Raw genomic sequence first — 21,797 nt, 5'->3', positions numbered from 1 at the left:
AGGGTCCCAACAACCTATCCTTTTAGTTTCCCCCCACGGTGTACAGGCTGTTTCCCCGCCGGCTCTTTAACTTTGGCGGGGACGGCTGCAAGCAGCACTTGATTGCCCTGGCAGGAAACTTTTATCTGATAGTCAACGACACCCTCTTTGTACATATTAAGTTTGAGTTCCAATAATGCTTTTCCTACCGCTGCCTTCAGTTCGGGGGTTAAATAGGCGCTGTTAATGTCCTCAGCCGGATCCTTGCGCAATGCTTTGACCGGCGGCCGAACCGGCTCATCCTCCGGTTCGGTTTCAAAAGTCGGCTGTTCCTGCCAGCCTTGAAGCATCTCGGCGTCACTTAAATTTTTCCTGATTCTACTCATACAATTACCTCCTGGAAAACATACCACTAAACTCTGCAACTACATCGGCAAAAATACAAATGATATCTTCGCGGTGATGTTCTCTAAGCGTCCGCGCTATTTCCACCTGAAAAGCGTTGTAGTTTTTTCCGTAGCCCGGATAATGCCGCCCTTCCCCCCAGCGGTGTGCCGCCAGGGAAGGATTGCCAACCCAGTGTTTATCAAAAATCACTCGTACCTCCGGCAAAGCCTGGCGCACCTTGTCCTTCAGCGTTTCGCCAAACCATTTTTTTACCCGCAGCGAACATGTCCGGCCGTAAATGGTACCTATTTCGATACAGAGCGGTCCGTGAATCTGATCTCTCATACCGTGAATGCCGACATGCAGATACGGCCTTGCCAGCTTACAGCTGTCAGGTGCTAATAAGCCCATATTATAAAGAAACTGACCGATAACCTCCCTGTATTCCCACACGGCTTCATCATTGTCCTGGTTAGGCGGACGGTTGAGATCGGCAATCGTGCGGGAAACGGTGCCGATAATGCCGGCGCAGCCTGTTCTTTCCATAATTCCGGCCACAATTTCATCGGTAAACCGGTCAGCTTTTGGTGAAGCGGCATGTACAGCGTCAACGTGACAGCAACGATGGCCATAGGCATATTTAATATAATTGCCTTTTTTCAAATTCCCGCCCCCCGCAAATTCTTTTCACCCTGTCGGGCGTAAGTGCAAGGATATTTTTTGCATTATCAGAAACTATATCCCTGTTTGAACAGCAACACGATCCGGTACTTAGTGGCAGCCGAATAAATTTAAATTCTTTACCTTTACCGGCAAATCCTGCAAAAAAACCAGCCGGAATTCCAGGTAAACTGAAATTCCGGCGATATTTACGTTATACAGCGCCTGATAAGCGTATTAGATTTTGGTCAACATCAGGATCGAGACTGCCTAATTCATTAAAATCTCCCGGATGGATATTCTCTTTGCCGGGTTTTGGCTCCACAATTCCCTGAACTTTTTCTGGCATAGCCACACCGCCTTTTTATACATTTACAAATTTACACTTAATATTGTATTCATTTATTTTTAATACATCATATAACTACATTTGTTCCGTGTCAAGATATAAGTTCATGAAAAAGACATCTGTTATATACATCCCCGCATTATGGATAAAATATAAGCAAACATGAGTTGCCAACACTTTGCTCCGGCAAAAATTGCGCACCGGTGTCACTGTTAAGGATAAGACGCCTGTGCCTGCTTAAAGCCAAAGACGTTCCGTACAATAGTACGAAACGTCTTTTCTGTATTTCCCGCTATAAAAGGAGAGCCGTCCGGCTCTCCTTTTATCCGATCCACTACCTTCAGATGGGGTTAAAACCTCGCCTGAAGCTAAGTCTACTTATTGCAGTTTTCATAGTCATAAGCTTTCGGTAAAGCTGCCTACCTTTATAGCCGGAAATCTGTCATGAATCCTGCGGATAAATTCTCCGATACCCGCCGGCCGCCCGCCTGCCGGCATAGCCGCCAGAAACGCATCAGGGTCAAAGTTAAGATTTCTCAGCTGGATCATGTCGACGCCCGTTTCTTCCAGAAAAGCATGCCAGGCCGCCTGTTCCTCGCCACGGTCGTTAAGTCCCGGGAATAATAACAGGTTCAGCGATACATACACTCCGCGCCGTTTGGCGTAGGCAATCGAGCTTTTTACATCTTCAAGACTGTACTTAGCCTGATAATAGGCCTGGTATGTTGCCGGCAGGGCACTGATTATACTGACCCGCATGCTGGTTAGCCCTGCATCAACAATGGTTTTAATGCCCTGTGTAAAACCGGCATTGGTATTAATATTAATCTGGCCGCGGGCCGTTTTCTTACGAATAAGGGCAATACCGGCGGCAATGGCGTCTGCGGCCAGGGACGGTTCCCCTTCACAGCCCTGGCCAAAGCTAATGATCGGGTCAGGAGCGTGTGTCAGATGATAGCTGCCAACAACAGCAATCTCCTCGGCGCCAGGCGCAAAAGCGATCCGGTTCTGCGGCGAAGGACAGCACTCGGCCGGCTGAAGAGAAATACAACCAAGACAATTGGCATTACAGGCGGGAGAAACCGGAATCCCTGCCTCCCAACGGCGGTAAAACAGATTCTGCGCCGTGCAGCAATGCCAACTGAGCGAACAGTTGGCCAGATGCTCCACCAAACGGTTATCAGGCAAATCCCGTTTGACTCTGGCAACCCGTTTTTTCAAATCAGGCGTATTGTAGCGGTAAGGATGCCATTTTGTATTGTCGGCCGATTTTACGGCAGCCACGTAAATTTCATCGTTATAGAGCGCGGCTGCCGTATACCCGTATAGCGGCAATTGCGGCGACTGGGGACGGCATTCATAAGCAGGCAGCATAGTTCGGGTATAGCCAACAGGCAGTATGGCCGCCACTGCCAGCCGCCCTTTTAGTTTACGGGGGACACCGCCATCCAGATAGAGCGCGTCCCGTCCGGGAAGAAACATCAGCTCGGCTCCATCCGGCAACGGAATCATGTCCTCGGGCTTAATAGCCTTAAAACTATCCCCCAGCCGCCCCAGGGCCTGACACCCGGGGGCATCATAGATTTCGCCGTTCTTATCGGCATAGAGCATTGTTATCATAGCATTACCCTTTGTTGAATTTATTCATGGCTTTGGCAAAGCCCTCTTTTACTACACATTCGACAGCATCGGCCGCCTTGGCAATGGCCAGTTCAATAACCGGAGCTTCTTCCTGTGAAAATCGCCCTAACACGTAATTCGCGGTTTCCCAGCCTTGCGGCGGACGGCCGATACCAATGCGTATCCGGGTAAACTCATCTTTACCGGACTCATAAAGCAGGGATTCGATTCCCCGGTGGCCGCCGGAACCGCCTTTGAGCCTGAGCCTGAGCCGGCCTGTTGGCAAGTCCAGATCATCATAAATAACAATAATATCCTCATAAGGCACTTTGTAAAATGCCGCCAGCGGCACAACGGCTCTGCCGCTCAGATTCATATAGGTCTGCGGTTTAACTAAGAGTACGGTTTCATCGCCCCGGTATTCGGCTACCAGCGCATTGTACCGTTCACGCCAGGAAGCAACCCCCCAGCGCTCCGCCAGCTTATCTACCGCCAAAAAACCGATATTGTGGCGTGACGCGCAGTATTCCTGCCCGGGATTACCCAGACCGACAATAATTTTCATTTAATCCTCCGGAACTTTAAGAATTTCATCAACGGTAACAAACATATAGCCTTCGGCCAGCAACCTGTCGATAATGATACGGGTCGCCGCCACCGTTTGGGACCGCGGCGCCGCAGCGGCAATACCGTCACCGTCATGCAGCAGTATAATCGAGCCGTTTTTGACCTGTTTCAATGTCCGCTCCGCAATCACTTCGGCTCCCGGATTGACCCAGTCACGGCTGGATACCGACCACTCAACCACCTTTAACCGGTACTCAGCCATGGTATCCATGACAACGGCATCCCGAAAACCATGCGGCGGACGAATTACATGCGGCGCATAGCCGACAATGCCGGCAATTACCTTGCTGGTTTTCTCAACCTCCTGGATAATCCCCTGACGATCAGCCTTTAGAAGGTCGACATGGCTATACGTATGATTTCCCAGCTGATGGCCCTCGCTGACAATCCGCCGCACAAGTTCAGGGTGTTTCGCGGCATTCTGGCCGATGACAAAAAAAGTCGCCGGTATTTGCCGTTCCTTCAGTATATCGAGTATCTGCCCGGTGTACGGCGGGTATGGCCCATCGTCAAAGGTAAGCGCAACTAGCTTTTGATTTGTTTTAATCTCGGAAAAAACAGGACCATAAAAATGATTGGCAGGCAGAACTGCATTCAGTGTAAGTACAAAACCGGCAACAATACCAAGCATGGCTATACTGAGACCAAGTCGCACGGGTCGCCGGAGTACCCGGAAATAATCCAGAACCAAACTGATAATGACCACAATTGTAATCAATCCCAGCATACTGATAAGCCGGACTTTGATGTCTAGCATGGTTTGTTAACCCCGTTTCCGCTAATTTCTTTGAACATAATCAGCCAGGGCCCTTGGGAATCATAGGTGGTACCGCCGGGATAATACCCCAGTTTTTTATAGACTTTGATAGCCGGGTAGTTGTCCGGGCGAACTTCCAGCCGTACCCGCTGAACCTGATTGGCACGAAAATACCTGTCGGCTTCGCTCATCAGGGCGCTGGCAATCCCCTGCCCGCGTGCGTCCGCCGCGACGGCAATGGATAATATCCGGGCGTTGGCAGCTTTGCCGGGCGCGGCTGCCGAACGAAGAAAGGCCAGCTTGTTAAGAATAATAACCTTGACCGGATGCAACCCGAACCCATATTGACCTGACAGCCAACGCCACGCCCATTTTACAAGGTGTCCGCCGGTAATGGCTTTTAGCCATAGACGTGGGATACGCACAGGCGCAAAGCAGTAGCCAATCAGCCGTCCTGCCGCATCTTTGGCAATAAGGGCCGCCTCTGGCTCGGCGGCATACACCAGGGTGAAGACATCCTGCATCGCCAAGGGTTTAGGCAACCGTCCGCCGCAATGGTGCAGCACACTTTCCAGAAAGCTTTCGGTAAACAAGTCGGCAATAGCGGCGATATCCGCTGTTTCCGCCCGGGTAATTCGAATATTGTCCATATAAAAGTTAATTCGCAAATAGGGCGCGAAGATCGCGCCCTATTTCACTACCTCCGTTATACGTCTTCAGTACCCGGTGAAAACCGGATTTTAGTCGTCAAACAATTTGCTGACGGACAACTCGCCAAAGATCCTGATAATGGCTTCGCCCAATAACGGCGCAACCGATAACACTTTAATTTTGGGAGTACATTTGGCTTCCGGCATAGGGATGGTATTTGTAACAATAAGTTCGGTAATATTGGATTTTTCAATCCGCTCAACGGCGGGGTCGCTTAAAACGGCATGCGTACAGCAGGCATATACCGCTTTGGCCCCCATTCTGGCAAGAGCGTTGGCTCCCTCGGTCAGCGAACCGGCGGTGTCAACAATATCGTCAACAATGACCGCTGTTTTTCCTTCCACACTGCCGATTAAGTTCATAACTTCAGCTACGCCCGGTGCCGGACGACGTTTTTCTATGATTGCGATCGGCGCATGCACACGATCGGCAAACAGGCGGGCTCTGGACACCCCGCCCAGATCAGGCGATACAACAACCAGATCCTCCAGATTCAAAGACATAACATATTCAGCCAGGGTTGGCACACCTGGCAAATTATCCACCGGAATATCAAAGAAGCCCTGAATCTGTCCGGCGTGAAGGTCCATGGTAACAACCCTGGTTGCACCGGCAACAGTCAAAAGGTTCGCCATCAGCTTAGCTGAGATAGGTTCCCGGCCACGTGTTTTCCTGTCCTGACGGGCATATGCATAGTAAGGAATAACAGCGGTGATATTTCTGGCCGAAGCCCGTTTAACGGCATCAATCATAATTAAGAGTTCCATCATATTATCATTGACAGGATAGCTGGTCGGCTGAATGATGAACACATCGGTACCGCGCACGCTTTCATCAATCATGACTTGTATTTCGCCGTTATTGAATCTGCCGACAAAAGCATCCCCTACTGTCAAGCCAAGATAAGCGGCAATTTCCTGAGCCAGAAGGGGATTGGCGTTACCGCTGAATATTCGTAGTCTTTTTGTGTCTTCCATTTTTCTTACCTCCGCTGTTTTTCCGCCCAGCCCTCGATATTGTTTTGCCGGGCGCGAGCTACGCCCAGTGAGCCAGGGGGAACGTTTTTGGTAATTGTTGAACCTGCCGCCACATAGGAACCGCGGCCAACCGTAACCGGTGCCACTAAATTGGTATTACAGCCGATAAAGGCGTTATCTTCAATGGTAGTGCGATGTTTATGAACACCGTCATAATTCACAGTAATTGTACCGGAACCAATGTTGACACCGGCGCCCATATCGGTGTCGCCGATGTAACTAAGATGAGGTATTTTACTTTTTTCACCGACAACGGTGTTTTTTACTTCGACAAAATTGCCGATTTTGACCCCGTCGGCAAGCACTGTCTGAGGCCTTAAATGCACATAAGGACCGACTGTTACCTGATTGCCGATAACACAGTCATGCGCATAGGTAAAATGAATGGTAGCCTGCGCCCCCACAACCGTGTCGGACAGCCGGCTGCTGGGTCCGATCACCGAGTTTGCGCCAATCTTGCTTTGGCCCTGAATCCAGGTGAAAGGATAAATAACAGTATCCGGCCCAATCTCCACCTGAGCATCAATGAAGGTGCTGTTCGGATCCATGATGGTAACGCCATTTTCCATAAGGATTTCCAGTTTGCGGCGCCTGATGATTCCCTCCGCCTCAGCCAGTTGCACCCGGGAATTTATACCCAGTGTCTCCCGGTAATCATCGGCGTTTACCGCCCACACTTTTTCTCCCTGATTGTTCAATATGGCAATAACGTCGGTAAGGTAGTACTCCCCCTGCGAGTTATTGCAAGTCAGGCTATCCAGCGCTTTAAGCAGAAGTCCCGCCGCAAAGCAATAGATGCCGGTGTTGATTTCCCGCACGGCCAGTTCAGCCGGACTGGCATCCTTATGCTCGACGATCTTAACAACCTGGCCGTCAGTATTGCGAATCACCCGTCCATAACCGGCCGGATCGGGCATAACGGCTGTCAGCACGGTTGCCGCCGCCTGCGCCTTAGTATGCTCACGATAAAGTTTTTGTAGAAGTTCACCTGTCAACAGCGGCGTATCGCCGCACAGCACCATAACCGTACCGTTAAAATTGGCCAATTGCGGTTTAGCCTGCATAACGGCGTGCCCTGTTCCCAATTGTTCAGCCTGAACGGCGAATTCCGCCTGTCCGGTCAAAGCCTCGGTAACGCTTTCCGCGCCAAAACCGACAATGACAACACTTTTGGCGGCACCGGCAAAATTCGCTGCTCCAAGCACATGCTGAACCATGGGCTTGCCGCCTACCCTATGCAGTACTTTAGGCAAAGTCGACTTCATCCTTGTTCCTTTACCCGCTGCCAGGATAACGGCCATCAGTTGTGACATCAAATATACCTCCATTCGCGATTGCCGTGTGCAATCTCTGGTTAGGTCAGTTGTAACCAAATAACTACTACCCTTTCGACAATAACGTCAAAAATCCTTTATAAATGAACATTTTTTTCGTTATTATCCTGGTAGCCAATAAAGATTTATTAATCAGTGTATTAGATAAAGCTGCGGTTAAACGTTAGCGCCAAGCGTTGCTAACACATTTTTAGAAGAAAATCTTTAGCGGCTTTCACCAGGGAGTATTAAATTATCCGTACATTATATCCTTCTTGACGCATTGATGCCATTATATGTTCGGTATGAAGAACATCGCGGGTTTCGAGCCCTATTTCAACAACTGCCTGCCCAAGAGGTACATGCCGTTCAACACGGTCATGGGATACATACAGCACATTGGCCTGTACCCGGGCAATAACAGCTAACAGACGCTGTAAGCTGCCAGGTCTGTCGACAACAACAGTCTGCAGGCGAACGCGCCGGCCAGCCTTTACTAACCCGCGTTCGATGATCCGCGATATAAAGTTGACATCCACATTCCCGCCGGATATGACACTGGCGATTTTTCCTTTTGCCGGTATTTTATCATGCAGAATTGCAGCCAGACTGGTTGCTCCGGCTCCCTCAACCATAAGCTTGGCCCGCTCCAGCAACATCAGAATGGTACTGGCAATCGCCTCATCGTCGATAACAACAATGTCATCGACATATTTATCAATCAGGGAGAATGTAATATCTCCCGGTACTTTGACAGCAATTCCATCGGCAAAAGTTTCGGCGTCCCGAGTAGTTTTTATGGTGTGCGCTTTTTTCGACATATACATGGCCGGCGCACCCTGCGCCTGAACTCCGTATATCTTGACATGCGGCGCCATTTCTTTTACGGCTACCGCAATACCGGCAATCATCCCGCCGCCGCCAATTGGTACGACAATAGCGTCTACATCCTCAAGATCTTTGAGGATTTCCAAGCCGATGGTACCCTGGCCGGCAATAACATAAGGGTCGTTAAAAGCATGGATAAAGGTCTGCCCGGTTTCGGCCTGAATCTCTACGGCTTTATTATAGGCCTCATCATATACGCCACCGGCCAAAACGACCTCGGCTCCATAGCCCCGGGTAGCCGTAATTTTGGACAGGGGAGCAATCTCCGGCATGACAATGGTAGCCTTAATTCCGGCCTGACTGGCGCCATAAGCCACCCCCTGGGCATGATTGCCGGCAGAAGCGGCGATAACCCCGTGAGCTCTCTCCTCAGGGGTTAGATTGTTTATTTTATTATAAGCGCCCCGGATTTTAAATGACCCGGTTTTTTGCAGATTTTCCAACTTTAAAAAAACTTCACAGCCAGTCAGCGAGCTAAATGTACTGCTTTTATCCAGTGTAGTATGATGAATAACACCCTGTAAGGCCTCACGGGCTTTTTCTATATCTGTTAGGGTTACAGCCTCTGTAGTAGCAAACACACTTTTTCCCCCTTACAAAATGGTAGTAGGGTAACTGTCTCACCCTGCGCAATATCAGCCGGTCGTTAAAACAGGCCTGATGTCTGTTACTTTAGTATGTTCATCAACAGCATGTAAAATGAGCAGCGCCAGATAGTCTTCCACCAATTTGTGTTCAGGCTCGGCAGTGGCCACCAGTACACCAATACCTGTTACCTCAGCGCCTACCTCGTGGGCAAGATCAACCATCCCCCGCGCCGTACCGCCTGCTTTCATAAAATCGTCGATGATGAGTACCCGTGCGCCACCCGGCAAAGCCCGTTTGGGCAGCGACATGGTTTGAATGCGCCGGGACGAGCCTGTCACATAGTTAATGCTGACAGCAGAGCCTTCGGTTACCTTGCTGCCGCGCCGTACTGTAATCAGCGGTAAATCAAAGGCCCGGGCCGTCATGAAAGCCAACGGTATCCCTTTGGTCTCAACAGTTAATATGTAGTCAGGCGACAAGTGGGCCAGCCGGTCCATAAAAATTTCTCCCACTTTGACCATAAGATGAGGCGTAAACAGTAAGTCTGACATATATAAGAAACCGCCGGGAATTACACGGTCGGGCTCGGCCAGCCGGCGGGCCATTTCATGCAGGATGCCGTCAGTTTCAGCGGGAGATGCCGTAGGGATGAAACGAACGCCGCCGGCAGCCCCGGCAACCGTCTCAATGATACCTAGACCAAAATGCCCCATGGTCTCTTTTATCGTAGTAATATCTTCGCAGACAGTTGATTTAGCAGCACCAAATAATTCACTGAAGTAGCTAAGTGAAAATAAATGCCGGGGGCGGTCTGCCATAATCTTGGTTAATGCAGCGACCCGTTCCATTTTCCGTACTTTATCCATGTTTACTGCCTCCACAATCAGGGAAATACCGAATATTTTCTCCTAAATATAGTTTTTTATTCACATTCTCTACAGATACTGCAATTCCTGCCATAGGCAAAAATTTTTATATATAGGAAATCCAATAAAACCTTTCTTCCGAGCAGGATATGGACTCCGCCGCCGACGCTTAACCTGCCCTTTACCAATACCCTGCCTGGTAAATCTTTATAGGTTACTATATATGCAAAAAACGCGGAAAACCCGCGTTTCGTCAACAACCTTGCGTAAAACAATTTCGAACTAACTCCAAATCACTCGGTTTATCAACATCAATTCCCAGTTCGGCATACTGGGAACGGATAACTGCACCCTTGATTCCCAGTATATCGCTTACGCGTTTTTCCACCTGATCAAGTTTAAGCAAACCAAAAATAAACTGTACAACAAAAGTCCAGCCTAACTGACAGCATAGTTTAAACGGATTTTTACGATTGGCAATAATACGCTCAGCAACCTGCATGCATTGGGGAACAATCCGGGGATTAACCAAAAAGATATTGCCGCCGGTAAACGTTCCTTCCTGCAAACGCACATAGGTTCGTTTGTTTCCCGGGAAACGCCGTTCGTTATCGGCTTTCGTAACGATAGGATAATACAAATCGGCACTGACACTGGCGCACTGATCTAAAAAATCATTGATAGCCGCCGGTGTCAGAAGCGGAATATCCGCCGTTACAACCAGCGCCAAATTTTCATGTCCTAATGCTTCCATACCTATACTGATGGTCTCCATGATTGTCCGGCCTCCGGTCAGAATGATAGTTTTAACCGGAAACGAACATTTAGCCAACTCCTCCGCCGGACCGGCTACAAAAATGCGGGAGACATGCGGACTGGCCGCTAGCGCCCAGGCCACAAACTCCACCATAGGCTTACCCGCTATATCAATCATAGCTTCATACGGCTGGGATGTATAGCGGGTTAAAGGCTCATTGTTTTCGCCACCAGCCAGGATTATGGCATCATACATTATGTACACTCCTTTGGGTACTAAGCGTGACGGCGTTCGTTCAAGTCCTGCAGCAGTGTCTGTTCCGAATTTTCCATGTGCTCACGGGCTATTTGCTGCGCCAGATCGGTATCGCGGCTGGCAATAGCCTCTACCAGACGCCGGTGCTCTTCCACCGATTTTTGCATCCGGCCTGGATACTGAATGGATATCGAGCGAAAACGGGTAAATTGCTCTCTTAGATTATTAATAATACCCACAAGTCGGTCATTACGGCTGGCCCGGTATAACACATCATGGAACTGGCTGTCGACTTCAACAATTTTATCGGTGTCATCGGTATCAAGCAATTCACCAATTTCAACCAGAAGCCGTTCGAGCTGCTCAAGCTCGTCTTCGGTAATCCGCTCCACAGCCAGTCCGGCTGCCAGCACATCAAGCGCCGTACGTATTTCAAAAACCTCGTTAATATCTTTTATGGATAAATCCGCCACATAGGTACCACGCCGCGGGAGCATGACAACAAAGCCTTCCAGCTCCAGTTTGCGGATAGCTTCCCGCACCGGCGTCCGGCTTACGCCCAATTCCTCGGCCAGCTGAATTTCCATTAAGCGCTCACCAGGGTTCAGTGTGCCATTGACAATGGCTTCCCGTAACGTTTCAGCCACCACTTCTCTGAGTGGTTTATAGCTGTCTAATTTGATAGGTACTAATCGCCTCTCCACAATTACTGATCACTCCATCTTCCAAACAGTTTCTGCCACAAATATCTCAGGCACTTTTTCGGCTTTAAGGCGGCTGGCAATAACTTCCGCCTGATCCTGACTGCCGGCAAGACCAAATACCGTAGGTCCGCTGCCTGACATCAGGGCTGCCATAGCACCGGCCTCAAGCATACATTCTTTGATCCGGGCAATTTCCGGATGAGCCGGAATTGTAACATTCTCGAGCACGTTAGCCAGTTTACCGGCCACACCGGCAAGACTGCCCTGTTCAAGCTCTTTACACATACCCGCGATGTCAGGCCGTACTGCAACCCGGTCAGCCTTAAACTGCTGATATACCCAGGCTGTCGGCACCTCTACCGGCGGCTTGGCAAGAACAACATAACAGGCTGGCATTGGCGGCAGCGGCGATAGGATCTCTCCCCGCCCGGTAGCCAGCATAGTGCCGTTACACAGGCAAAAAGGCACGTCAGAACCGAGCCTGGCGGCCAGTCTGCTGAGTTCCTCCCCGCTAAGCCCAAGATCCCAAAGGATATTAAGACCTTTGAGCACAGCAGCAGCATCCGCACTGCCGCCGGCTAAACCGGCGGCCAAGGGAATCTGCTTGTCCAGCGTAATGCAAGCCCCTTGCCGGCAACCAGTATATTCTTTAAGCAAGGCTGCCGCCCGGTAGGCTAAATTGCTGGCATCTGCCGGCAAATCAGCCCGACTCACGGTAAGGATAATTTCACCGGGATAACTGGTTAAACTTACCGTATCGCAAAGACTTACGGCCTGCATAACCATAGCTACTTCATGAAATCCGTCAGATCTTTTATAGAGAACATCCAGTGCTAAATTAATTTTGGCATAGGCTTTCAGTGTCAGCACGTCCGGGTTCCTACGCACTGAGCTGCCTTAATGCAATAGTTTCTTGCGAAGTGAGAATTTGATCAATCTCCAGCAAAATGAGCAGCCGTCCATCCAGCTTACCCACACCCTGGATATACTTGGCATCCAGGATAAATGTCGGCGGCGGCGGTTCTACGCTCGCGGCCGACAGCCTTACCACCTCGGCGACAGCGTCGACAATTATACCGACAGTCTGCCCGTTTACTTCTACGATAATAATCCTGCTATCGTCGTCATAGTCGGAAACCTCGAGCCCAAAACGCTTTCTAAGATCGACCACAGGAATAATACGCCCGCGCAAGTTGATAATTCCTTCCATAAACACCGGTGTTTGCGGGAGCTTAGTAATAGGAACCAGACGGTTAATTTCTTGTACTTTGGTAATAGGCAGGCCATATTCTTCCTGGGCCAGCCGGAATATTACCAATTGCAGTTCCTGATCGGCAGTTGTATTGATTTCCATCCGGAACACCTCCACAGACAATCTATATTACTATATTCTACCTGTTCAGACCATTGCCTGCAACTGTCAACCAGGTTTTAGCAATTTTTTCGTTAACCTTCCGCCCTTACACCCGCAACAACCAATTCCTGATAGGGAGGTATTGGCCCGGTATTGCCAGGCCTTTGTTCCATAAACTCGTTTATCGTACCCATAACCGTTTCGTACTGCTCGAAGAACACGGCAATCAAGTCGCCTGCCTGCGCCTGCTTAAGAGCGGCAGCCACAGCGTCCCGTTCATTAAGCACTGTGATAATATGATCGGGGGCCAGCCCGGCTTCCCGCACTCCTTGCATTAACAAAGCTGCAGTCTCTCCGGGCTTTCGTCCGCGTAAATCATAATCCTCTTTAATGTAGACAATGTCAAAGCCCCGGCCTGCGGACCTTCCCAGGCTCACAATAACATCATCGCGCCGGTCACCCGGTGCGGCAATCACTCCGACCAGCCGGCCGGGATTAAAACGCTGCAAAGTGCTGACAAGCGCCTGGCAACCGGCAGGATTATGCGCATAATCAACGCAAACCTGAAAATCATTTACATCCATAAGCATCAGTCTGCCGGGATTCTCACAGAAACTTATCAAACCTTTGCAGATAATTTCCCGTCCTATTCCCTGCGACCAACAGGCAGCAGCGGCAATTACCGTGTTTTGAATATTATGCTGCGCATACCCCTCAAGCGTCAGAGGCACATCCACTATTTTAATAATGGCTTGTTCACGATTGCCATCGGCGAAATAGATCATGCCATTCTTTACAAAACAAGCCTTGCCGCCTTCCCCCAGATGGCGTCTGACAATTATATTGTCTGGCCGGATACTGAAATATACAATCTTAGCTTTCGCTCTTGGTCTGAGGGCGGCAACCCGGCTATCATCCGCATTTAGCAGCACACAACCATCCGGCAGCACGGTTTCAATCACCAGAGACTTTACATAGGCCAAGTCTTCCATGTCCTCTATGCCATCCTGGCCAATATGATCTTCGGTTATATTGGTAATTATACCAACATTGGCGTTGTCATAGCCCAGTCCACCCCGGATAATGCCGCCGCGGGCCACCTCCAGAATGGCCGCCTCTACAGCAGGATCTGCCAGAACAATAGCTGCGCTGGCCGGACCGGAGGTATCGCCATGAGCCACACATTCCTGATCAACATAGATACCGTCAGAACTAGTCATGCCGGTCTTATACCCTGCTTGTCGAAAAATATGTGTAATAAGCCGGGTAACGGTTGTTTTACCATTTGTACCGGTAACGGCTATAATGGGAATCCGCCCGTCAGAGCCGGCGGGAAACAGATAATCAACAATCGCCGCGCCAACATCGCGGGCTGTTCCTATGCTTGGATATTGATGCATTCTTAAGCCCGGGGCGGCATTAATTTCAATGATAGCCCCATTGCCGTCAGCAAGCGGCTGAGAAATATCAGGGATAACCAAGTCAACACCGGCCACGTCCAGATCAATCAGCCGCACGGCTCTTTCAACCTGTTGTACCGTTTCCGCGTGGATAAAGTCTGTGACGTCTTGTGCCGTAGCACCTGCGCTCAGGTTGGCGTTGTCACGGATATAAACGGTTTGGCCAGCGTTTGGCACAGAATGCTGAGTCAGCCTTTGTTTGGCCAGCGTCAGGTTAGCGGCATCATTGATTTCCAGCCTGGTTAGCGGGCGGCTGTGGCCGCAGCCGCGGGCCGGATCCTGGTTGACGATAGCTACGAGTTCGGCAATGGTATGCCGGCCATCGCCGATAACATGCGCCGGTATCCGCTCAGCGCCTGCCGCTAATCTCCCATTAACAACACATAACCGGTATTGACGACCGGTTACATATTCTTCCACAAGGACCCGGCCGTCATATTCCGCAGCTAACGCAAAGGCCTGTTCAAGCTCGTTTTGAGAAAGAATATTTAACGTAACTCCCTTGCCATGATTCCCGCCTGCCGGCTTGACCACAACAGGTGGGCCAATATCGGCAAAGGCCGCAATAGCCTCGTCCTTAGTGCCAACAACTACTCCCGCCGGCACCGGCACGGCATTTTGCCGCAGAATCTTATTCGTTAAGAATTTGTCACCGGCCAGGTCAACGGCCACCGAGCTTGTCCGACTGGTAGTAGAGGCCCATATTCGCTCCTGCTTGCTGCCGTAACCTAACAGGAGAAAATTGGTGTCATAATCCGGGCGAAAAACCGGAATGCCACGTCGCCGGGCCGCCTCGTAAATTGCCTGTGTACTTGGTCCCAGCTTTGCATCATCGCCAGTTTTTTTTAGCCGGGCAATCCATTCGGAAACATTAAAAGCCTGGCCGGCAAGTACCGCCGTAAGCAACTGGTAGGCGCCTTCGGCGGCAGCCAGTCCAACCGGGCCCGATCTGGAGCCGAATACAATATTATAGACCCCCCGGCGGCCTGCGCCGCGTGTCTTGCCAAAGCCTGACACGTACTCGTCTCCAGCCATTGCCTGCATTTCCAGCGCCACGTGTTCAAAAATATGCGCCATATAGGTACCCTCCTGCAGGCGTTCCACAAAACCACCCGGGTATCCCCGCGAACAGGCGTGCTGGGACAATCCCGGCAGTAATAATAATAACCGATTGACAAAGCCAACAATGGCATTGCTCGCTATTTCATCATAGACACCGATATCAAGTATCACCTTAATGACTGGCCGGTAGCTATAGATATTTGGACCGGTGATATGGCGGGCAGCAAGTAATTGCATGATAAATCCCCCTAAGTTAGTTGGAATCAAACTCGATAGGCAGCCTCAGATTGAGATCAAAGCCAAAACCTGAAGGTAAAATATGCAGCAGAACATTGGATATTGCCAAAGGCTGACTGCGGTTAGACTCGGAAATATTAGAGTAAATTATATGTTTGCCGTCAAGAATAGTCACCGACTGTGAACCAATGACCGAGCATACCAGATCAGGGCCGACCACCAAGGCCGTATCTTCATCAATCCCAATCCCCAGAACGTGTGGATTCTGAGCTACAGCGGCTAAAAGACGGTTAATCCGTCCTCGCTGGGCAAAATGCTGATCAATAACAGCCTCACTCAGAAATCCCATACCATGAGCCATACTCAGCGAAGACTTTTTCGGAGAATCATTAGAATGGCCACCGACAATCATAGTCTCACTCATGACTGACGCTCCCGCGCTTGTGCCGGCAATAACGGCTCCCTGCCTGTAGACAGCACGAAGAGCGGCGTCTACTGCCGAGCCTCCCAAAATACTTGTCAGCCGCAGTTGGTCGCCGCCTGTAAAGAATATGCCGCTAGCATTTTTTATTATCTCGGCCTGTTCCTTTTGATTGGCCGTTTCCCGGTTGGCAACCGCCATGATTTGAACGGCTGAAGCACCCATGGAAGAAAATAACTCCCGGTATTCATTACCAACCGTACGCGGTTGACCGGTTGCCGTGGCGATAACCACAATGCGGCTGTCCCGGCCGCCGGCCATATCGATAAAGCGCCTTAGAATCAGACAAGCACCGGATTTATCTTCATGCCCCCCAATAATCAGCAGACTACCTGATACAGTATTATTTGTTTCTGTTTTTTCAGCCATTTTCTCTTAGAGCTCCTGTTTTTTACCTTTACTCCTATTTTTACCAAGAATATACACTCTTTATACAACAGGTTTGCTAACCAATTTAATGAGCACAGAATATAATGAAGCAGAAATTAGGATAAAACGGAGGTTGGAGCGCTATGAAAGTCAGGACAATATATTTACCCGGTTCTTTAAGCAGACTCACTTTTGCCGAAGGTGAGAATTATGTAACATATTGCCAGAGTCAGCCAGCCAGTACAATGGAGGTAACCCCTGTCCCCACAACTGCCAGAGCGAACTTTACCCTGTCGCGGGCAAACATTTTACTGGTAAAATCACAACGCCAGCTTACTTTATTTGATGGCAACAGCCCGGTCCGTCAATACCCTGTCGCAATTGGCAAGCCTGCTACGCCAACCCCGGTGGGCAATTATGCCATCGCCACAAAGATTTCCAATCCCGGCGGCGTCCTGGGCACGCGCTGGATGGGACTGAATTATGACGCTTACGGCGTTCATGGTACCAACGCTCCCTGGCTAATTGGAAAAATGGTTTCTAACGGCTGTATACGAATGCACAATGCCCATGCAGAAGAGTTGTTCACATTAGTGAATATTGGAACGCCGATTTATATCAGGGATTAGCTCAGATAACTTTTCGGCCACCCAATAAGCTTTGTCGCTCCGGGCGGTAATATACTCGAGCAACGCCTGGCGTTCCTCCTGCTCGGGGAGCCATTCCCTGGGAATATCCTGAACAAACTGCGAAAAAAGTTCCCGGGGAATCTCGGTAACTTTCTTGGCATACTGCAGAAACTGTGCGGAATGCAAATAATATTTCAGCAGTACGCCATAAGAGCGGCGGTGATTTATCGTAATTGTATCTGTCAGTTCCCGCAGCATACCGATAGTCCATTTGCCGCGGCGAAATAAATGAGAATTATCAATAGCATACAGTTTATACCCATCCCGCTCCCTTCGTATAAGAAGGTTCTTGCGGTTTATGGTACGGTCGGGGTTATGGAACAAGTGGTCAAACAGCATGACGCCGGCCATTTGTTCTTTATTTGTTGCCCGATGCAAATTATATTTATTTACATAGCCCGCCCTGCTTAAATATTCACAGCCAAAATGCAGCCCCGGTTTGACGCCCGCGGCCGTCAAACGCCGGCTTTTTTTCATAACTTCCGCCGGTATTTCAATAATTCCGCCTGCCGGGAAACACAATGTCAGCCACTGGCCAAACCTCGCAGCCAGTAATTCATTAACCAGCACCTTATAACCAAGCCGGTTGGCAGACAGCTTAACTACGCAGACTTTTCTCTCACCGCCGGCGGTTTCCGCCCGGAACAACTGGGGCGATGTAGCTCCCAGACCGACCGGGCCTAAGTATTCCAAAGCTCGAAACATGGAGTCCACTCCTCTCTTCCTAACTCTAAAGAAACGGTCATGTCCACCGAACACAGGCCGATCCGAAAATAGCGTCCAAAAGTATTTCCCAGAAAGCATAGCCAGTGCCGGACCTCCTGGCAGAGCCGCAAGCTCAAACCGGTATTGCGATTATTTTTATTCAGGAAAACAATACCCAGGGATTTTCGCTATCCCTGGGTCGTTTCTTTTACCCTTATTGATTAACCAGCCGCACCAGTTACCAGCCAGCTGGCGATCCAGCCGGTAGTTGAACCATCGGGTAATACCACTTTGTACCAGCCAAAAGCCTGTTCCTTAACTGTTAATGTATCATTTCTTTTCACCTTGGCGACTACCGGGAAATTTGTACCCGGACCTGTGCGGACATTAACCACATTACCGCTGACAGTTACTGCGCCGCTGACACCGGTAGGCTTGCCTGCCGTTGGCGTCATGGGGCCTGTAACGAGGAGATTTTCCTCACCGAAAGCTTCTATGTTGCCGCCTCCCGTCTCAGCGGCCGATACAGTCTCATCACTAAATTTGCTGGCACTGGCATGATCTGAACTGGAGGTACTGGCCGTAGTATTCTCTATAATGCCGACTTCATCAATAGGGCTCAGGGCATAAACATCCATTTCGGTGGTAGTTACCACTCTGACCCAAACTTTTAATACAATGGTAATGTGTACTTTTCGCCTGTCATGGTGGCAATGAAAATCATAGTCGACAAATTCCACCACTACGTCGGCTGTTGCCTTCATATCCGGCTCGGCGCCGTCAACTTCAATATCCCGGGTCCAGCGGATGTGTTTCTTCTCATAGGCGTGAACCGGTTCATCCGGCAAATCAGCCACATACATGACCTTGACTTCTAAATCGCCGCGTACAATAACCTTATCCCGGATTACATCAATCTTCTTTATTTCCAGGTCTTTTACATAAACGTCAATAACCTGTTGAATATCTGGTTCTCCTGCGGGGACGAACATATCCAGCTCGACGACCCGTTGCGCCATTTCCGCACCTAAGACCTGCTCAACCTCAATTGTTTCCGGTCCAGGTTCCGGGCAGCCGCATATCAGTTCAGCACTCTCAACCGTGGTAGAACCTGTTACAACTTTCGTCGTTGTATTTAACGTATCGGTTGAGGCCGAAACCACTCTTGTTTTTTCGTCCATTGTCTCCCCCCCCTTTTTGTGATAATGCTATTTCGTTTAGCCTTTCGGTTTGGTCGGCAGAGTACCGGTTCCGATTGTTACTTCCCGGTCGGTCATAACTTTGGCGGTGACTTTGAGGATAACCGATACATCAAACTCGCGGCAAATATGGTGGTGATGGTGGTGGTGATGATGGTCGTCGCAGTCCTCATCTTCGGAATCGCTGTCATGGTCATGGCAGTCGTGGTGATCGTCATCATCTTCTTCATCACAATCAATGGGATCAAAATTCTTATACTTGTAGGCCCGATAATGATCATCCACATCATAATCAACAAACTCGACAACCACACTGGCTTCGGCATCCATGCCGCGGCGTGCTCCTGGAATGTCAATATCCTGTGTCCACTTGTAATGCTTGATATGGACGGCATGAACAGGTCGATTCGGCAGATCTGCCACATAGATGGCCTTGATTTCAAATTCTCCCCGTACAATAACTTTATCCGTAATAACGTCAATGCTATTTACTTCCACATCTTTAACAAACACATCGACAATTTGTTCAATTGAAGGCTTATTTTCCGGCACAGTTATATGAATATCCAGAGCTTTTTGCTTCTCTTTTTCTCCCACTATCTGCCGGACAATAATCGTACCTGTTTGCGCTCCCAGGGTGCACTTGTCGTTAATGGCTCTATCGCTCATGCAGATTCCCCCCTTTGTATATTCTAGTTATATATATGCCTGCACTAATTTTTATGTGACAACAAATCAAAAAATGGCAGAAGGCGGTACATCCTTAAGACTATTCCTCCTACAGGCAATTTCTAAATTATAACTATGATTCTTTGCAGCAAAACATGACTTAAGAAAGCGGTATATTGGCAAAAATAATCGTCCAATACCGCAAAGCCAGTGCCTGTCTGCCGAATTTTGCTAAAGAAAACACCGCTTCCGTCCCAGCCCTGGCAAAACCAAGAGCTATATTGTTCTGATGCTAAAAGAAATGTACAGTCTTTCAGCAAAAAGTTAGGACCGGGTTGGAAAACTACATAACACTTTTCCGGTACTTTTCATAGGATATAACAGATACTTTCCTCTTCCGGGTGAAAGTCTGCTACTTAGTTAATATAAGGAGGTACTGTGATTGATGAAGGCTTACAAAAAGTCTCCCTATTGGAAGCATGATGACAACTATTCCAAATATGGCTGCATGGACAAATACGGTGACATGGACAAATGCGATACCGACGATTGCCAGGATATGGATATGTCCTGCTGCGTTCCCCAAATGGAGTGCCAGCCAACAAAAGAATGCGTAAAAACCTTCAAATGCTATTACAAGCTTTATAGACTCTGCACTTACCGGCTATATAAAATCTGTCCTTGCTGCGGCCATGAATTCGATTATCACCTCCATCGTGGCGGCTGCCCGAAGTGCATGTAAAAGCAAAAATGAAAAACCCGCGTTCCTGTGAAGTGAACCAATAAAAACGGACATTGCAAAAATACCCCCAGTTGTAGAATAATCAATCTATGACTGGGGGTATTAGTATGTCAGGAAAAAAAGGCACAAAGCATTTTGGAGAAGCGATTATAAAAGATGTTCTTCAAATGAAAAGTGAGGGCAAAACAAATAGAGAAATTAGCGAGTATTATAAGTTCAAGGATAAGTATGTAATCAAACAGCTCATAGCCAGAAATAACCGAAAGGAAAAAATGATCCAGGTAGGTATTGTTCCGCGGCGAAAAGGTAGACCACCGAAAGGCTATATAGCCACAGCCGATGAGAAAGATAATGAAATTAAACGCTTGAAGATGGAAAATGAACTATTGCGTTCTTTTCTTCAAATCGTTGGAAGGAAGTGAGGCCATCAACAAAATACCTGGCCATTTATAAAAACAAAAGCAAATACTCCATTGCAGTATTGTGTACATTTTTCGGAGTATCTCGCAGTGGATACTATGGTTATGTAAATCGTATGGGTAAGCCTGATCGGAATGAAAAATTAGTAGCAGAAATTGCATCATGTCAGAAACAATCCAATAGAACGTATGGATATCGTCGAGTTTATTTGTGGCTGCAGCAAAAGAGAAGTCTTTATCTCAATCCTAAGACAGTTCTTCACTTGATGAATAAATACAATTTATTATCGCAGATACGTAGACGTAAAAAGTATAAGCAAATGGGGCAACAACTTCATAAATATGAAAATCTACTCAACCGCAACTTCGAAGCAACTGCACCGAATCAGAAATGGGTTACTGATATCTCGTACATTTGCACCAAACAAGGTGTCCTGTACTTATCTATGATACGAGATGCATTCGATCGAAGTATTGTGTCATACAAAACAGGAACAGAGCAAACAGTAAACTTGGTTCTTGAGACCGTTAAAGCGGCTATGAGAAAGGAAAAGGTCACTACGGAGCTGCAACTCCATAGTGACCAAGGGTTCCAATACACTTCTCATGGGTATTTTAACCTAACTAAAGAATATGGCATTACGCCGTCTATGTCAAGGCGTGGAAATTGTTATGATAATGCATTGGCTGAAAACTTCTTTAGCATCTTGAAGTCAGAATGCATCTACAGAGTACGGCCAAAGACGTTTAATGAAGCTAAAGAACTTATCGATGAATACATCTATTTTTATAATTATGAGCGTATTCAACTAAAAACGAAACTGACACCCTATGAAAAACGATGTCAGTTTGCGTAATTTAAAGCTTTTCTACTTCTGGGGGTTCTATTTTCTGTACGTTTCTTCTGGTTCTG

Annotated in this window: 24 protein-coding genes; 4 read left to right on the top strand and 20 right to left on the bottom strand. The window is 48.6% G+C overall.

Going from position 1 to position 21,797, the window contains the following annotated elements:
- Nucleotides 1-14: 14 nt before the first annotated feature.
- The 17 genes from SATMO3_RS01245 to SATMO3_RS01165 all read right to left on the bottom strand — a co-directional run bounded on the left by SATMO3_RS01245 (nucleotide 15) and on the right by SATMO3_RS01165 (nucleotide 16,461).
- Nucleotides 15-365 carry a hypothetical protein gene (locus SATMO3_RS01245; protein ID WP_371376376.1) on the bottom strand — a complete coding sequence of 117 codons (351 nt, stop codon included), beginning with the start codon at nucleotides 363-365 and terminating at the stop codon, nucleotides 15-17.
- 4 nt (nucleotides 366-369) lie between these two features.
- The gene (locus tag SATMO3_RS01240) at nucleotides 370-1,029 is read right to left on the bottom strand and encodes a hypothetical protein (RefSeq protein WP_371376373.1); all 660 of its coding nucleotides are present in this window, start codon (nucleotides 1,027-1,029) and stop codon (nucleotides 370-372) included.
- A 211-nt stretch (nucleotides 1,030-1,240) separates the two neighbouring features.
- Nucleotides 1,241-1,375 (bottom strand): hypothetical protein, encoded by a 135-nt coding sequence (locus tag SATMO3_RS01235; RefSeq protein ID WP_371376371.1) that lies wholly within the window; start codon nucleotides 1,373-1,375, stop codon nucleotides 1,241-1,243.
- 396 nt (nucleotides 1,376-1,771) lie between these two features.
- A complete protein-coding gene (locus tag SATMO3_RS01230; protein WP_371376368.1) occupies nucleotides 1,772-2,995 on the bottom strand; it encodes a radical SAM protein in 1,224 nt (407 codons plus the stop codon).
- A gap of 4 nt (nucleotides 2,996-2,999) precedes the next feature.
- The gene (gene pth, locus SATMO3_RS01225; protein ID WP_371376365.1) at nucleotides 3,000-3,560 is read right to left on the bottom strand and encodes an aminoacyl-tRNA hydrolase; all 561 of its coding nucleotides are present in this window, start codon (nucleotides 3,558-3,560) and stop codon (nucleotides 3,000-3,002) included.
- Complete coding sequence (locus tag SATMO3_RS01220; RefSeq protein ID WP_371376362.1) at nucleotides 3,561-4,379, bottom strand: polysaccharide deacetylase family protein; 819 nt, start codon at nucleotides 4,377-4,379, stop codon at nucleotides 3,561-3,563. It abuts the gene before it with no gap.
- Nucleotides 4,373-5,029: a GNAT family N-acetyltransferase gene (locus SATMO3_RS01215; protein ID WP_371376359.1), complete on the bottom strand. Its 657-nt coding sequence runs from the start codon at nucleotides 5,027-5,029 to the stop codon at nucleotides 4,373-4,375. The genes SATMO3_RS01220 and SATMO3_RS01215 overlap by 7 nt, the downstream gene beginning before the upstream one ends.
- 90 nt (nucleotides 5,030-5,119) lie before the next feature.
- Nucleotides 5,120-6,067 carry a ribose-phosphate diphosphokinase gene (locus SATMO3_RS01210; RefSeq protein ID WP_371376356.1) on the bottom strand — a complete coding sequence of 316 codons (948 nt, stop codon included), beginning with the start codon at nucleotides 6,065-6,067 and terminating at the stop codon, nucleotides 5,120-5,122.
- 5 nt (nucleotides 6,068-6,072) lie between these two features.
- Nucleotides 6,073-7,440, bottom strand: coding sequence for a bifunctional UDP-N-acetylglucosamine diphosphorylase/glucosamine-1-phosphate N-acetyltransferase GlmU (glmU, locus tag SATMO3_RS01205; RefSeq protein ID WP_371376353.1), 1,368 nt, complete (start codon nucleotides 7,438-7,440; stop codon nucleotides 6,073-6,075).
- Between the two features lie 248 nt (nucleotides 7,441-7,688).
- Complete coding sequence (ilvA, locus tag SATMO3_RS01200) at nucleotides 7,689-8,909, bottom strand: threonine ammonia-lyase (RefSeq protein ID WP_371376349.1); 1,221 nt, start codon at nucleotides 8,907-8,909, stop codon at nucleotides 7,689-7,691.
- A 54-nt stretch (nucleotides 8,910-8,963) separates the two neighbouring features.
- Nucleotides 8,964-9,782 carry a pur operon repressor gene (gene purR / locus SATMO3_RS01195; RefSeq protein WP_371376347.1) on the bottom strand — a complete coding sequence of 273 codons (819 nt, stop codon included), beginning with the start codon at nucleotides 9,780-9,782 and terminating at the stop codon, nucleotides 8,964-8,966.
- A gap of 253 nt (nucleotides 9,783-10,035) precedes the next feature.
- Nucleotides 10,036-10,794, bottom strand: a complete 759-nt coding sequence (locus SATMO3_RS01190; RefSeq protein ID WP_371376344.1) for a nucleotidyltransferase family protein — start codon at nucleotides 10,792-10,794, stop codon at nucleotides 10,036-10,038.
- Nucleotides 10,795-10,814: 20 nt separating this feature from the next.
- The gene (locus SATMO3_RS01185; protein WP_371376342.1) at nucleotides 10,815-11,498 is read right to left on the bottom strand and encodes a GntR family transcriptional regulator; all 684 of its coding nucleotides are present in this window, start codon (nucleotides 11,496-11,498) and stop codon (nucleotides 10,815-10,817) included.
- A 9-nt stretch (nucleotides 11,499-11,507) separates the two neighbouring features.
- The gene (gene ispE, locus SATMO3_RS01180; protein WP_371376339.1) at nucleotides 11,508-12,368 is read right to left on the bottom strand and encodes a 4-(cytidine 5'-diphospho)-2-C-methyl-D-erythritol kinase; all 861 of its coding nucleotides are present in this window, start codon (nucleotides 12,366-12,368) and stop codon (nucleotides 11,508-11,510) included.
- 10 nt (nucleotides 12,369-12,378) lie between these two features.
- Nucleotides 12,379-12,852, bottom strand: a complete 474-nt coding sequence (locus SATMO3_RS01175) for a chemotaxis protein CheW (RefSeq protein ID WP_371376336.1) — start codon at nucleotides 12,850-12,852, stop codon at nucleotides 12,379-12,381.
- 92 nt (nucleotides 12,853-12,944) lie between these two features.
- On the bottom strand, nucleotides 12,945-15,611 hold the full coding sequence (gene cphA / locus SATMO3_RS01170; protein WP_371376333.1) for a cyanophycin synthetase: 2,667 nt from the start codon (nucleotides 15,609-15,611) through the stop codon (nucleotides 12,945-12,947).
- Nucleotides 15,612-15,627: 16 nt separating this feature from the next.
- Nucleotides 15,628-16,461, bottom strand: coding sequence for a cyanophycinase (locus SATMO3_RS01165; protein WP_371376330.1), 834 nt, complete (start codon nucleotides 16,459-16,461; stop codon nucleotides 15,628-15,630).
- A 143-nt stretch (nucleotides 16,462-16,604) separates the two neighbouring features.
- On the opposite strand from SATMO3_RS01165, the gene SATMO3_RS01160 reads away from it, so the two are divergent.
- Nucleotides 16,605-17,090 (top strand): L,D-transpeptidase, encoded by a 486-nt coding sequence (locus tag SATMO3_RS01160; protein ID WP_371376327.1) that lies wholly within the window; start codon nucleotides 16,605-16,607, stop codon nucleotides 17,088-17,090.
- On the opposite strand, the gene SATMO3_RS01155 is transcribed toward SATMO3_RS01160, so the two are convergent.
- The 3 genes from SATMO3_RS01155 to SATMO3_RS01145 form a co-directional block, all read right to left on the bottom strand.
- Complete coding sequence (locus tag SATMO3_RS01155; protein ID WP_371376324.1) at nucleotides 17,052-17,855, bottom strand: HipA family kinase; 804 nt, start codon at nucleotides 17,853-17,855, stop codon at nucleotides 17,052-17,054. The two genes, SATMO3_RS01160 and SATMO3_RS01155, sit on opposite strands and share 39 nt — an antisense overlap.
- Before the next feature lie 221 nt (nucleotides 17,856-18,076).
- Nucleotides 18,077-19,036 (bottom strand): SPOCS domain-containing protein, encoded by a 960-nt coding sequence (locus SATMO3_RS01150; RefSeq protein WP_371376321.1) that lies wholly within the window; start codon nucleotides 19,034-19,036, stop codon nucleotides 18,077-18,079.
- Between the two features lie 36 nt (nucleotides 19,037-19,072).
- Complete coding sequence (locus SATMO3_RS01145; protein WP_371376318.1) at nucleotides 19,073-19,723, bottom strand: DUF3794 domain-containing protein; 651 nt, start codon at nucleotides 19,721-19,723, stop codon at nucleotides 19,073-19,075.
- Nucleotides 19,724-20,168: 445 nt separating this feature from the next.
- Here SATMO3_RS01145 and SATMO3_RS01140 point away from each other — a divergent pair, with 445 nt between their 5' ends.
- The 3 genes from SATMO3_RS01140 (at nucleotide 20,169) to SATMO3_RS01130 (ending at nucleotide 21,741) form a co-directional block, all read left to right on the top strand.
- Nucleotides 20,169-20,465: a hypothetical protein gene (locus SATMO3_RS01140; protein WP_371376315.1), complete on the top strand. Its 297-nt coding sequence runs from the start codon at nucleotides 20,169-20,171 to the stop codon at nucleotides 20,463-20,465.
- Between the two features lie 107 nt (nucleotides 20,466-20,572).
- Complete coding sequence (locus tag SATMO3_RS01135; RefSeq protein WP_371376313.1) at nucleotides 20,573-20,887, top strand: hypothetical protein; 315 nt, start codon at nucleotides 20,573-20,575, stop codon at nucleotides 20,885-20,887.
- Nucleotides 20,884-21,741: an IS3 family transposase gene (locus SATMO3_RS01130; protein WP_371376310.1), complete on the top strand. Its 858-nt coding sequence runs from the start codon at nucleotides 20,884-20,886 to the stop codon at nucleotides 21,739-21,741. The genes SATMO3_RS01135 and SATMO3_RS01130 overlap by 4 nt, the downstream gene beginning before the upstream one ends.
- Nucleotides 21,742-21,797 lie beyond the last annotated feature (56 nt).

Origin of the sequence: Sporomusa aerivorans, from assembly GCF_041428895.1 — a bacterium.
In the GTDB taxonomy this organism is placed as follows: Bacteria; Bacillota; Negativicutes; order Sporomusales; family Sporomusaceae; genus Sporomusa; species Sporomusa aerivorans.
Note: the sequence above shows the minus strand (reverse complement) of the source record. Positions and strands in the feature narration are given on the sequence as shown.